The sequence below is a fragment of the Pseudoxanthomonas sp. SE1 genome, from assembly GCF_029542205.1.
Taxonomy (GTDB): domain Bacteria; phylum Pseudomonadota; class Gammaproteobacteria; order Xanthomonadales; family Xanthomonadaceae; genus Pseudoxanthomonas_A.
Genome location: NZ_CP113783.1, coordinates 294084 through 305944, shown reverse-complemented (window position 1 = coordinate 305944; position 11861 = coordinate 294084). Strand labels below are relative to the sequence as shown.

Sequence of the window (11861 nt, the reverse complement as noted above, 5' to 3'; positions counted from 1 at the left end):
AGGAGGGCCTTCAGGCCCGACCAGAAACATCACAATTCGCATCAGCATGGCGATGCAGAAGCATCGGGGCTGAAGCCCCTCCTACAGGAAGCCTCAGCGCTTACCGTACTTGTCCGTAAGCCGCTTGTTCAACGCCTTGCCCTGCACGCGGGCATTGGCCTTGTCGGCCAGGCGGCTGGCGAGCTTGTCGGCCGCCGCTGCCACTTCGTCACGCAGCTTGAGGTAGTTCAGGAAGCGGCCTTCGTCCAGTTCTTCGCGTTCGATTGCCGCGCGCACGGCGCAGCCCGGTTCGCGGTCGTGCGAGCAGTCGCGGAATTTGCACTGCGCCGCCAGCGCCTCGATGTCGGCGAAGCCGCCATCGGCCAGGTCTTCCTCGCCGGTCGGCTTCAGCTCGCGCATGCCGGGCGTGTCGATCAGGCACGCACCCGCCGGCAGCGGGATGAGGGCGCGGAAGGTGGTGGTGTGGCGTCCGCGCGAATCGTTTTCGCGCACTTCGCCGGTCTTCATCCGCTCGTCGCCGAGCAGCGTGTTGGTCAGCGTGGACTTGCCCGCGCCCGACGAGCCGACCAGTACCACGGTGTGACCCGGATCCAGCCACGGCGCCAACTGCGCCACGCTGGCGGGATCCTTCGCATTGACGGTGAACACCGGCACGCCCTGCGCGGTGAGGTCGGCCAGCACCTCGACCGCGTCGTCGGCGTACTCGGTGCGGTCGGCCTTGGTCAGCACCACCACCGGCTGCGCGCCACCGCCGCCGACCAGCAGCAGGTAACGTTCGATGCGGCGCGGATTGAAGTCGGCATCCAGGCCGCAGACGATGAACACCGTGTCGATGTTCGCCGCGATCACCTGCTGGTGGTAATGCTCGCCGGCCGCACCGCGCTTGATGCCGGTGTGGCGCGGCAGCAGGGCGACAATGCGCGGGCGCTTCGACGCCGCGTCTTCCAGCAGCACCCAGTCGCCGACGGCGGGGCGCTCATGCGCGGGAAACCGCGGGCGCTGCCATTCAGGCAGCGATTCGGCCTTCACGCCCACGCCGCGCGCATCGGCGACCACGTAACCGGAGCGGTGCTGTTCGATCACCCGCGCCGGGGTGGCCTGCGGATGCGCGGCCAGGGCGTCCCGCCATGCCTCATCGGTCGGTTCCCCCGTGTACGGCCAGCCGATGGCGCGCAGAAGGGTGACGTCGGACACGCTGGGGGCGGGGGTTTCGGGCATGGCGCGCATTCTAGACGGGGGCTGAAGCCGGCGGGGCCGGGCAGGCTAAATATCCGTTAAGCTGCCCTTCCTTCCCGCTTTCGCCCTTTCGCGGCCGCCGCCATGTCCACCCCTCCCGTCAAACCGCTCGCCACGCGCGAACGCCTGTCCGAAGTCCGCTACGAGATCCGGGGCGAACTGGCACGGCGAGCCCGGGAGCTGGAAGCGCAGGGGCAGAAGCTGATCAAGCTCAACATCGGCAACCCGGGCGCATTCGGTTTCCGTGCGCCGGAACACCTGCAGCGCGCGATTGCCGACGACATGGGCCGCACCGATCCTTACACGCACCAGCAGGGCCTGCCCTCGGCGCGCGAGGCCATCTCTGCCGCCTACGCCAAGCGCGGCACGCCCGATGCGCACCCGGACCGCGTGTTCATCGGCAACGGTGTGTCGGAACTGATCGACCTCTCGCTGCGCGCCCTGCTCAACCCTGGCGACGAAGTGCTGGTACCCTCGCCCGACTATCCGCTGTGGTCGGCCGCCACCATCCTCAACGACGGGCGCCCGGTGTACTACCGCTGCGATCCGGAGAACGACTTCCAGCCCGATCCTAACGAGATCGAGCAACTGATCAGTTCGCGCACCCGCGCCATCGTGCTGATCAACCCGAACAATCCCACCGGCGCGACGTACCCGCGCGAGCTGCTGGAGCGCATCGTCGCCATCGCAGCCAAGCACCGCCTGCTGCTGATGGTCGACGAGATCTACGACCAGGTGCTGTACGACGGCGCCACGTTCGTGCCCGTCGCGCCGCTGGCCGGCGACGTGCCGTGCATCACCTTCAGCGGCCTGAGCAAGGTGCACCGCGCCTGCGGCTGGCGCGTGGGCTGGGGCGTGGTGTCCGGCCACGGCGACGTGGTGCGCGACTTCCTGCACGCGATGGACCTGCTGAGCGCGCTGCGCCTGTGCGCCAACGTGCCGGGCCAGTACGCCATCGACGCGGCCGTCAATGGCCCGGACACCATCAGCGAACTGTGCGCGCCGGGTGGCCGCCTGTACGAAACCCGCCGCGCGGTGATCGAGGCCTGCGAAGCCAGCCCGCACCTGGACCTGGTGAATCCGGCCGGTGCGCTGTACGCGTTCCCGGCGGTGGTCGGCGATGCCGCCAAGGGCTTCGACGACCACGCGTTCGCGCTGGAACTGATGGAAACCGAAGGCGTGCTGGTCGTGCCGGGCTCGAGCTTCAACGTCCCCTACCGCCACCACTTCCGCGTCACCCTGCTACCGGAAGCGGCCACGATGCGCGAAGTCTTCGCCCGCATCGACCGCGCCCTGTCGCGCCGCGCCGAAGCCGCCACCAAAGTGGTGCCGATCAAGGGCAAGTCGCGGCCGGCGGCGGCGTAAGCCCCCGCGCCGCTGTTGCCCGAATGTAGGAGCGACGTGAGTCGCGACCGCACGCCACGCCGCAACCGTTGATACCTGCTCGGGCGAGAACCGCGGTTTCTCGCTCCGGATGATCGATGTTGCGCTGGCGGCCCGAGCTCACGGTCGCGACTCACGTCGCTCCTACAACAGGCCGGATGAGCGCATCATGCGCCCATGACGACGATCTCCGCCCCCCACACCACCGCCCTCACCACCGAGCTGCGCTACCTCGCGCTTGGCGACTCCTACACCATCGGCGAAGCGGTGGACGAAGCCGGCCGCTGGCCGATGCAGCTGGCGCGCCTGCTGCGCATGGAAGGCGTACTGCTCGGCGATCCGCGCATCATCGCCACCACCGGCTGGACCACCGACGAACTGGACGCCGCGATCACCGCGGCCGAGCCGCTGGGCGAGCACGACTTCGTCAGCCTGCTGATCGGCGTCAACAACCAGTACCGCGGGCGGGACGTTGAGGAGTACCGCACGCAGTTCGCTGCGCTGCTGTGGCGCGCCATCGGCTTCGCCCGCAACCGCCCCGACCGCGTGCTGGTGCTGTCCATCCCCGACTGGGGCGTCACCCCGTTCGCCGCACAATCCGGCCGCGATGTCGCGCAGATCGCGCGCGAGCTGGATGCTTACAACCTCGCCGCGCGCGAGGCCTGCGCGCAGCGCGGTGTCGCGTTCGTCGACATCACGGCCATCAGCCGCGCGCGCGGCAGCGAAGCGGCGATGGTCGCCGAGGACGGCCTGCATCCTTCGGCCGCGATGTACACCGAATGGACGCGGCTGGCATTTCCCGTCGCGCATCACCTGCTGGCCTGAGCCCCTCTCCCACCGGGAGAGGGGTTGGGGTGAGGGTCGGCGGAGTGGCGATGGTTCGGCGGCCCGCACACCCTCATCCGGCGCTGCGCGCCACCTTCTCCCGGAGGGAGAAGGATTCAAGCGGTCTCGATCAGAGCCCCTCTCCCGCCGGGAGAGGGGTTGGGGTGAGGGTCGGAGCATCGGGCAGTTTCCTGCATCGCCGACCCTCATCCGACGCTGGGCGTCACCTTCTCCCGGAGGGAGAAGGATTCAGACCCACCGGCTGCGCGGTCGCCAGCGTAGCGTTCGCCATGCCCACGACGCGTGGCGACAGATCCATGCGTCGTGCGCACAGCGCACGCTACGCGGCGGCGGCTACCAGCGGCCGCGCATCCGATTCCGGCAACACAGCGCGATAGCCCTCCGCATCCAGCCATGCCAGCAGCCGCGCCAGGATCGCCACGTTGTGGCCGTGCGCCGCGCCTTCGTGCAGCAACACGATGGCGCCGGGTTGGATGTCGCGGGTGATGCGCGCCAGCACCTGCTCCAGCTGGCAATCGACGCCATCGAAACCCCGTGCACTCCACGCCACCCTCGCCAGGCCGTGGCGCTTCAGCGACAGGCCGACGAAGGGGTTGGTCATGCCCACCACGCTGCGGTACCAGCGCGGCGTGTCGCCGGTGATCGCAGTCAGGATGGACTGGTTCTGGCCGATCTCATACTCCAGCGCGCCCGGCCCCAGCCGCCAGAACCGTGTGTCCGGATGCGTGGCACTGTGGTTGCCGATCCCGTGGCCACGGTCGCGGATGGCCTGCACCATCGCCGGCTGCGCCAACGCGCGCTCACCCACCACGAAGAAGGTCGCCTTCGCGCCGTGCCTGTCCAGCAAGTCCAGCAGAGCGGGGGTGTCGATGGAGGGACCGTCATCGATGGTCAGCCACACCACGCGCGCATGTGTGGGCAGTCGCGACAGCGCGGGGCAGAAGAGGGTGGCACGCGGGTAAAGGGTGGCCCAGACCACCAGCAGGTGCGTCGCCAGCATCGCGGGCAGGCCGGCGGTCCAGCCGAAGCGCCACCACAGCCAGGCCACGCCCACTTGCGACAGCGCCAGCAGGCCCAATATCAGGCCGGGACGGCGTGGCGGACGATGCAGTGTTCCCGGCGTGGTCATGCCCCATGATGCCACGGGGCGTAAAATCCCCTTCCGCTCGTCCTTCACGCTTACCGGTGCCTGTCCATGTCCCTTGATCCCGCCCTGCGCTCGCGCATCGAATCCCTCCTGCAGTCCAACCGCGTGGTGCTGTTCATGAAGGGCCAGCCGACCATGCCGCAGTGCGGCTTCTCGGCCAAGGCGGTGGGCGCGCTGTCGGCGCTGGGCGTGGACTATGCCCACGTCAACGTGCTGGCCGACCAGGAGATCCGCGAAGGCATCAAGGTCTACGGCGACTGGCCGACCATCCCGCAGCTGTACATCGACGGCGAACTGGTCGGCGGCAGCGACATCATCGAGCAGATGACCAACTCCGGCGAATTGGCCACCGTGCTGGGCCTGCAGGCCCCCGACCGCACGCCTCCGGCGATCACCATCACCGCGGCCGCCGCCGAGATGCTGCAGAACGCGGTGGCCGACGCCGGCCCGGGCGCCGCGCTGGCGCTGTCGATCAATGCGCAATTCCAGCCGAACTTCCAGCTGGCGCAGTTCGACGCCAACGCCATCGCCAGCGAATCCAACGGCGTGCGCGTTCAATTCGACCTGGCCAGCGCGCGCCGCGCCGACGGCATCACCATCGACTGGGTGGACGACATCCGCGGCAAGGGCCTGGCCATCGACAACCCCAACGCGCCCAAGCCGGTGCAGGCACTGTCGCCGATGGACGCCGATGCGAAGGTCCGCGCCAGCGAAGTGCTGCTGGTCGATGTCCGCCCGGCCGACGAACGCGCCATCGCCTCGGTGAAGCTGCCGTTCAAGACTTTCGACGGCAACGGCCGCGCCGAGCTGGAAGCGTTGCCGAAGGACACGGCCATCGCGTTCCTGTGCCGCAGCGGTGGCCGCAGCCAGCAGGCTGCTGAAGAATTCCGTGCCCTCGGCTTCGCCAACGTCAGCAACATCACCGGCGGCATCAACGCGTGGGCCGACGACGTGGACGGCACGCTCAGCAAGTACTGAGCGGCGTCTTCGCAGACACAGAAAAGGCGGGCTTCGGCCCGCCTTTTTCGTGGGAAATGTAGGGGAGCGACCCTGTAGGGTGGGCCCCGGCCCACCACCACGGAAGGTCAAAACCTTGGCAGGGTCATGCTGTCACGCTGCGTCGCGACGGTGGGCCGGGGCCCACCCTACGTCACCCGGCGAACCCACCCGTCGCCAGGTAGTCACGCTCTTCCTGCGTCGATGTGCGCCCCATCGCCTCGTTGCGGTGCGGGAAACGGCCGAACCGTGCGATCAGGTCGTAGTGCAGCTGCGCGTACTTCATGTACTCGTCGTTGCCATGGGCGCGGAACAGGTCGAGCGACCGCTGCTGGTCATCGAGCGATTCCGAGTGCTCGAACGGCATGTAGAAGAAGATCTTCAGCGCGGGATCGACCTGGGTGTCGAAGCCGGCCCCGACGGCACGGTCGGCGTAGTGCCGCGCCAGGCCGTCGGTGGCGTAGGAATGCGCACTCTGCCGGAAGCAGTTGCGCGGGAACTGGTCCAGCAGCAGCACCAGCGCCAGCGCGCCTTCGGCATCGCCCATCCAGCCTTCCAGCTCCCGTCGCGCCGCGCGGAAATGCAGCCCGCGGAAACGCTGGTCGAACTCGGCGTCGAACGTATCGTCGCGCGAGAACCATTTCTCGTAGCCGGCGTTCTTCCAGAAGGTGATGACGTCCTGCGACGGCATGTCGGGGGTCATTTCGCTTTGCTCCCTTGCTGCATGACTTGCAGTGTCGCAAAGAATTCGGCGTGCTGGCGGTAGTCGTAGGCGCCTTCCCCGGTGGCCGCCGCGATACGCGCACACGCCGCCTGGGTCACCCCACCGTCGGGAAACATCTCCAGCAGCGCCTTGCGCGCGGCACCGGTGAACTCCGCCCTGCGTGCATCGGCGAACGCCTTGCCTTCCGCTTCTCCCCCGGCCGCCGTGACGGCATCGGTCAGCATCAGCACGCGCTGCAGTGAGGGCTCCAGGTAGCGGTGATTGCGCTGCTGCCAGCCCTGCAGCGCGGCCCGCGCCTGGCTGCCGGTCTCGCCTTCGTACGTGCCGCACTGCTGGCCCAGCGCTTCCAGCAACGTGAGGCTGGTGGTGATGGCGAATCCGGCGGCGGCGTTGCGGGCTTCGGTGTCGGCGGGCGACTCGGCCGCCGCGGCCACGCCTGCCAGTGACATCGCCAACGCCACTCCTAACCATCGCTTGCACATGATGCTGTCCTCCGCGCTTGTCTCTTCAGGGATCTTCCAGGGCGTCCATCTGAGCGAAGGCCTGATGAAGCTCACGTGCACGGCCTTCCTTCGGCCAACCCGTGACGGTCGCGACGACGCGTCCTTCGCGCATGAAATAGAACACCGGTGTCGCCCAGCTGTCGAACTGCGGCCAGTCGTGCATGGCCACCGCATAACTCAATCGGGCGCCAGGATGCACGCGGTTCCACGCCTGTACGTCGGCCAGGTCAAGCGAGCCATTGGGTGGCGCCAGCCACAAGGCGTCATGCAACCGTGCGGACAGTGCGGGATCGGCTTCGATCGCGGCGATGGCGCGCTGCGAGAATCCACAGCGTGGATGCGACAGCACGACCACCCGCGTTGGCGCGTCCAGGTCGACGGTCTGCGCCGACAGCGTTTCGGCATCGTCTGCCGGTCGCCACACCACGACCTGCCCGGCGGCAGCACTACCGGCCATGGGGACGGGCGGCAACACCGGCAGTTGCAGCGCGGGATGCGCACGCGCCAGCGCATTGGCCTGCTCGAAGCGCCGCGTCACCACCCAGCCGCGGTAGAGGTCGCGGCGGTGCTTGTCGGTCAGCAACGAGCGCGTCTCCAGCATGTCGGCCGTGTGCGCAAGCAGCGTTGCATGGCGCGGCTCGTGGGCATAGAAGACCACCCGGTTGGCGGCCTGGAACAGTTGTTCCACCTCCTCGTCGGTCGCGGTTGCCAGTCGCGCTGGCGCGTAGACGGCCGCGAGATCGCGATCGAAAGTCTCCGCCATTTGCCGTGCGCGCTCGCGGGCATCGTCTGCCGTCTGCTTCTCCACCTCCTGGAGACGGGCGTGGACTGCTGTGATCCACGTCAGCGGGCGGTCGTTCCCGATCAGGGTGCTCCACGACGCCTTGGCGGGCACCAGCCAGTAGTCCTCGCATGTCCAGTTCCGGTTGTCCCAGCACACATGGACGGCGGGATGATCGCGGCGCAATGCACCCATCGCGGGCGTGACCATGTACTCGCGCGATTCCCCCGCACCAAGGCGCGCATCGTGCGTCAGCACGATGGCGTCGTCGCCGAAATCCAGGTTCGGTCGTGGCACGCGCCGGATCGTCGCGTCACCCTGCCATACCAGGTCATTGGTGCGTATCAGTACGCGCCTTCGAGCATGATTGGTGACGACTACCGTGCCGCTGCCGGATGCCGCATCGACGGCTATGGCGCTGATTTCGATGTCGGGCGGTACTGTGCTGTCGTGCCGGAGCGATGCGCACCCGGCAAGTGCGATGGTGCCGGCGAGCATCATCGTCAACGAAACAGACGGCACGCGCATCGCCGCGACCATCCCGTCACTCATCAAACCGCAAATGCCGCACCGACTTGCCATTCCGCCGGATCAGCTTCAGCGCTTCGATGCCCACGGTGATGTGGTTCTCGACGAATGACGAGCTGACCTTGGCATCGCTGGCTTCGGTCTTCACGCCTTCGGGGATCATCGGCTGGTCGCTGACCAGCAGCAGCGCGCCGCAGGGGATGCGGTTGGCGAAGCCGGCGGCGAAGACGGTGGCGGTTTCCATGTCGATGGCCATGCAACGCATCGCGCGCAGGCGTTCCTTGAAGGCGACGTCGTGTTCCCACACACGGCGATTGGTGGTGTACACCGTGCCGGTCCAGTAGTCGTGGCCGAGGTCGCGGATCATCGTGGAGACCGCACGCTGCAATGCGAACGCCGGCAGCGCCGGCACTTCCGGCAGCAGGTAATCGTTGCTCGTGCCTTCGCCGCGGATGGCCGCGATGGGCAGCACCAGGTCGCCCAGCTGGTTCTTGCGCTTCAGGCCGCCGCACTTGCCCAGGAACAGCACCGCCTTGGGCATGGTGGCCGACAGCAGGTCCATCATCGTCGCGGCATTGGGGCTGCCCATGCCGAAGTTGATCATGGTGATGCCGTCGGCGGTGGCGCTGGCCATCGGCCGGTCCAGGCCGACGATGGGCGCGCCGGTGAGCTGCGAGAACACATTGAGGTAGCCGCCGAAGTTGGTCAGCAGCACATGCTCGCCGAACTGGTCCAGCGGCACGCCGGTGTAGCGCGGCAGCCAGTTTTCGACGATTTCGCTCTTGTCTTTCATGGGGTTCCTCTTCTTCTTGTTGTTTGCGGCGATTCTGGCACGACTGCGACGCGCGCACTTGGCAGAGTGCGCCCGGGCCGGTTAGGTTTCGCTTCTCTTCCAGGGGATACACCATGCGAATGACCTTGTTGGCCGGGCTGGTCCTGGCTGCGTTGGGCAGCGGCGCGCATGCCGCCACGCCCGCCTCCCGCTTCACCCAGGACCCCTACCCCAGCACCTACCGCGCGATCGGTTCCGGGCCCGTGCTGCTGGCCAACGCGACCGTGCTGACCGGCACTGGCGAGCGCCTGGACGGTGCGGACGTGCTGCTGGCCGATGGGAAGGTGGCGGCGGTCGGCCGTGGCCTGTCCGCACCGGAAGGCACCACGCGCGTCGACGCGACGGGCAAGTGGATAACGCCGGGCCTGATCGACGTGCATTCGCACCTGGGCGTGTATCCCAGCCCGGGCGTGAAGGCACACAGCGACGGCAACGAGATGACGGCACCTGTGACGGCGAACGTGTGGGCCGAGCATTCGATCTGGGCGCAGGACCCGGGCTTCCACACCGCACTCGCCGGCGGCGTGACGTCGCTGCAGATCCTGCCCGGCTCGGCCAACCTGGTCGGCGGCCGCGGGGTGACGCTGAAGAACGTGCCGTCCACCAGCTACCAGGGCATGAAGTTCCCGGGCGCGCCGTGGGGCCTGAAGATGGCCTGCGGCGAGAACCCCAAGCGCGTGTACGGCGGCAAGGCCGGCCCGGCCACGCGCATGGGCAACGTGGCCGGCTACCGCGCGGCCTTCATCGACGCCAGCGAGTATCTGAAGAAGAACGCGCCCAAGCCGCAGCAGCCGAAGAAGAAGCGCTGGTGGGAGCGCGCCAGCGGCGACGACAAGGCGGACAGCAGCGGCGACAGCGGCGGCAAGCGCGACCTGAAGCTGGACACGCTGGCGGGCGCGATCAACGGCGAGATCCTGGTGCACATCCACTGCTACCGCGCCGACGAGATGACCACGATGCTGGACCTGGCGAAGGAATTCGGCTTCAAGGTCGCCGCGTTCCACCACGGCGTCGAGGCCTACAAGCTGGCCGATCGGCTGGCGCAGGACGGCGTATGCGGCGCGCTGTGGGCCGACTGGTGGGGCTTCAAGATGGAGGCCTTCGACGGCATCCAGGAGAACATCGCGCTGGTGGATCGTCCGGCCAACAGCTGCGCCATCGTGCACTCGGATTCGGACGAGGGCATCCAGCGGTTGAACCAGGAAGCGGCGAAGGTGATGGCCAACGCGCGCCGCGCCGGCATGGGCGACATCGCGCCGGAGCGCGCGATCCGCTGGGTGACCAGCAACGCCGCGAAGTCGCTGGGCATCGCCGAGCGCACCGGCACGCTGGAGGCCGGCAAGATGGCCGACGTGGTGCTGTGGAACCAGAACCCCTTCAGCGTGTACGCCAAGGCCGAGCAGGTCTACATCGACGGCGCGCGCATCTACGACCGCAACGACCGCAGCCGGCAACCGGTGTCGGACTTCATGCTGGGCCAGGAGGTGATGCCGTGAGTCCCGTCCGTCGTAGTTTTCCGCCGTCATCCCAGCGAACACTGGGATCCATGTGGCTCCTGCCCTTCGGATCGAAGGGAAGAGCAGCATCAAGAGCAAAAGCAGAATGGATCCCGGCATTCGCTGGGGTGACGGCGAGGGTGGCGGTGCTGACGGCTGCACTGGCGTCCACATCCTTCGCTGCCCTCGCCCAGGATGTGCTGATCCGCAACGCCACCGTGCACACCGCCGGGGCACAGGGCACACTGAAGAATGCCGATGTGCTGGTGCGGAACGGCGTGGTGCAGTCGGTCGGCAGTGGCATCGCAGCGCCCGCTGGCGCGACGGTGGTGGATGCCAATGGCCGTCCGCTGACGCCGGCGTTTTTCGGTGGCATCACCGAGATCGGTCTCGAAGAGGTGTCGGGCGAGTCGTCCACGGTCGATGCGGCCGTGACGTTGACCGATCAGCCGATGCGGCCGGAGTTCGACGTGACGCTGGCCTACAACCCGGCATCGGTGGTGATCCCGGTGACGCGCGTGGAAGGCATCGGCTTCACCGTGTTGGCGGCATCGACGGGCGGCTCGTTCATCGCCGGACAGGGTGGCGTGGTGCGGCTGGACGGCAGTGCCGACCCGGTCGGCCCGCGTGCGCTGTTCGTGCGCCTGGGCGGCGGTGCGACGGACCTGAGCGGCAAGTCGCGCGCGGCGCAGTGGATGCTGCTGGACCAGATGGTGGCCGAGGCGCGCGGTCGCGTGCCGGCGGATTCGCCGCATGCGTTGTTGACGCCTGCCGGCCGCGCCACGCTGGCGCGCTATCTCGCCGGCAACGGCCGCATCGTCGTGCAGGTGAACCGTGCGGCGGACATCCGCCAGCTGCTGCGCTGGGCGCAGCGCGAGAACGTGCGGATCGCCATCGCCGGTGGTGCAGAGGCGTGGAAGCTGGCGCCCCAACTCGCGCAGGCGAAGGTGCCGGTGTTCGTCGATGCACTTGCGGACCTGCCGGCCGACTTCGACCAGATCGGCGCCACGCTGGAGAACGCGGCGCGGCTGGACGCGGCAGGCGTGGGTGTCAGCTTCTCGCAGGCCGGCGATGCTTCGCACAACGCGCGCAAGATCCGCCAGCTGGCGGGCAATGCGGTGGCCAACGGCCTGCCGTGGGAAGACGGGCTGGCCGGCCTGACCCGCGTGCCGGCGGAGGCGTTCGGCGTGGGCGATCGTGTGGGCACCATCGCGCCGGGCAAGCTGGCCGACCTGGTGTTGTGGAGCGGCGATCCGCTCGATGTGGCGCACACCGCCGAGCAGGTGTGGCTGGGTGGCCGTTCGATCCCGATGAAGTCGCGCCAGACCGAACTGCGTGACCGCTACCTGCAGCAGGCCGGCCCGCTGCCGCGCGCGTATTCGAAGTAGG

The 11861-nt window shown here is 68.2% G+C and carries 11 protein-coding genes; 5 read left to right on the top strand and 6 right to left on the bottom strand.

Annotated elements, in window-relative coordinates:
• Positions 1–93: 93 nt before the first annotated feature.
• Positions 94–1218 carry a ribosome small subunit-dependent GTPase A gene (gene rsgA, locus OY559_RS01450; protein ID WP_277728373.1) on the bottom strand — a complete coding sequence of 375 codons (1125 nt, stop codon included), beginning with the start codon at positions 1216–1218 and terminating at the stop codon, positions 94–96.
• A gap of 102 nt (positions 1219–1320) precedes the next feature.
• Here rsgA and OY559_RS01445 point away from each other — a divergent pair, with 102 nt between their 5' ends.
• Together OY559_RS01445 and OY559_RS01440 are read left to right on the top strand one after the other, a co-directional pair.
• Entirely contained in the window at positions 1321–2601 is a 1281-nt protein-coding gene (locus OY559_RS01445; protein WP_277728371.1) for a pyridoxal phosphate-dependent aminotransferase, read from the top strand.
• 195 nt (positions 2602–2796) lie between these two features.
• On the top strand, positions 2797–3444 hold the full coding sequence (locus OY559_RS01440; protein WP_277728369.1) for an SGNH/GDSL hydrolase family protein: 648 nt from the start codon (positions 2797–2799) through the stop codon (positions 3442–3444).
• Between the two features lie 340 nt (positions 3445–3784).
• Here the strand turns inward: OY559_RS01440 and OY559_RS01435 are convergent, their stop codons facing one another.
• Positions 3785–4609: a polysaccharide deacetylase family protein gene (locus OY559_RS01435; RefSeq protein ID WP_277728367.1), complete on the bottom strand. Its 825-nt coding sequence runs from the start codon at positions 4607–4609 to the stop codon at positions 3785–3787.
• A 51-nt stretch (positions 4610–4660) separates the two neighbouring features.
• Here OY559_RS01435 and grxD point away from each other — a divergent pair, with 51 nt between their 5' ends.
• Positions 4661–5590, top strand: a complete 930-nt coding sequence (grxD, locus tag OY559_RS01430; protein ID WP_277728365.1) for a Grx4 family monothiol glutaredoxin — start codon at positions 4661–4663, stop codon at positions 5588–5590.
• A 172-nt stretch (positions 5591–5762) separates the two neighbouring features.
• Here the strand turns inward: grxD and OY559_RS01425 are convergent, their stop codons facing one another.
• The 4 genes from OY559_RS01425 to OY559_RS01410 are packed head-to-tail and all read right to left on the bottom strand — an operon-like array spanning position 5763 to position 8937.
• Positions 5763–6311: a DUF924 family protein gene (locus OY559_RS01425; protein ID WP_277728363.1), complete on the bottom strand. Its 549-nt coding sequence runs from the start codon at positions 6309–6311 to the stop codon at positions 5763–5765.
• Positions 6308–6781, bottom strand: coding sequence for a hypothetical protein (locus tag OY559_RS01420; protein ID WP_277728361.1), 474 nt, complete (start codon positions 6779–6781; stop codon positions 6308–6310). The genes OY559_RS01425 and OY559_RS01420 overlap by 4 nt, the downstream gene beginning before the upstream one ends.
• Positions 6782–6839: 58 nt before the next feature.
• On the bottom strand, positions 6840–8168 hold the full coding sequence (locus OY559_RS01415) for a hypothetical protein (RefSeq protein WP_277728359.1): 1329 nt from the start codon (positions 8166–8168) through the stop codon (positions 6840–6842).
• Positions 8161–8937: an AMP nucleosidase gene (locus OY559_RS01410; protein ID WP_277728358.1), complete on the bottom strand. Its 777-nt coding sequence runs from the start codon at positions 8935–8937 to the stop codon at positions 8161–8163. Before OY559_RS01410 ends, OY559_RS01415 begins: the two co-directional genes overlap by 8 nt.
• Positions 8938–9050: 113 nt before the next feature.
• Here OY559_RS01410 and OY559_RS01405 point away from each other — a divergent pair, with 113 nt between their 5' ends.
• Positions 9051–10472, top strand: coding sequence for an amidohydrolase (locus OY559_RS01405; protein ID WP_277728356.1), 1422 nt, complete (start codon positions 9051–9053; stop codon positions 10470–10472).
• Between the two features lie 50 nt (positions 10473–10522).
• Complete coding sequence (locus OY559_RS01400) at positions 10523–11860, top strand: amidohydrolase family protein (RefSeq protein WP_277728355.1); 1338 nt, start codon at positions 10523–10525, stop codon at positions 11858–11860.
• Position 11861 lies beyond the last annotated feature (1 nt).

What these genes read in the sequence shown, in the direction of transcription:
- rsgA (WP_277728373.1), bottom strand. Translation starts at nt 1,218, where the DNA reads ATGCCCGAAACCCCCGCCCCCAGCGTGTCCGACGTCACCCTTCTGCGC.
- OY559_RS01445 (WP_277728371.1), top strand. Translation starts at nt 1,321, where the DNA reads ATGTCCACCCCTCCCGTCAAACCGCTCGCCACGCGCGAACGCCTGTCC.
- OY559_RS01440 (WP_277728369.1), top strand. Translation starts at nt 2,797, where the DNA reads ATGACGACGATCTCCGCCCCCCACACCACCGCCCTCACCACCGAGCTG.
- grxD (WP_277728365.1), top strand. Translation starts at nt 4,661, where the DNA reads ATGTCCCTTGATCCCGCCCTGCGCTCGCGCATCGAATCCCTCCTGCAG.
- OY559_RS01425 (WP_277728363.1), bottom strand. Translation starts at nt 6,311, where the DNA reads ATGACCCCCGACATGCCGTCGCAGGACGTCATCACCTTCTGGAAGAAC.
- OY559_RS01420 (WP_277728361.1), bottom strand. Translation starts at nt 6,781, where the DNA reads ATGTCACTGGCAGGCGTGGCCGCGGCGGCCGAGTCGCCCGCCGACACC.
- OY559_RS01415 (WP_277728359.1), bottom strand. Translation starts at nt 8,168, where the DNA reads ATGAGTGACGGGATGGTCGCGGCGATGCGCGTGCCGTCTGTTTCGTTG.
- OY559_RS01410 (WP_277728358.1), bottom strand. Translation starts at nt 8,937, where the DNA reads ATGAAAGACAAGAGCGAAATCGTCGAAAACTGGCTGCCGCGCTACACC.
- OY559_RS01405 (WP_277728356.1), top strand. Translation starts at nt 9,051, where the DNA reads ATGCGAATGACCTTGTTGGCCGGGCTGGTCCTGGCTGCGTTGGGCAGC.
- OY559_RS01400 (WP_277728355.1), top strand. Translation starts at nt 10,523, where the DNA reads ATGTGGCTCCTGCCCTTCGGATCGAAGGGAAGAGCAGCATCAAGAGCA.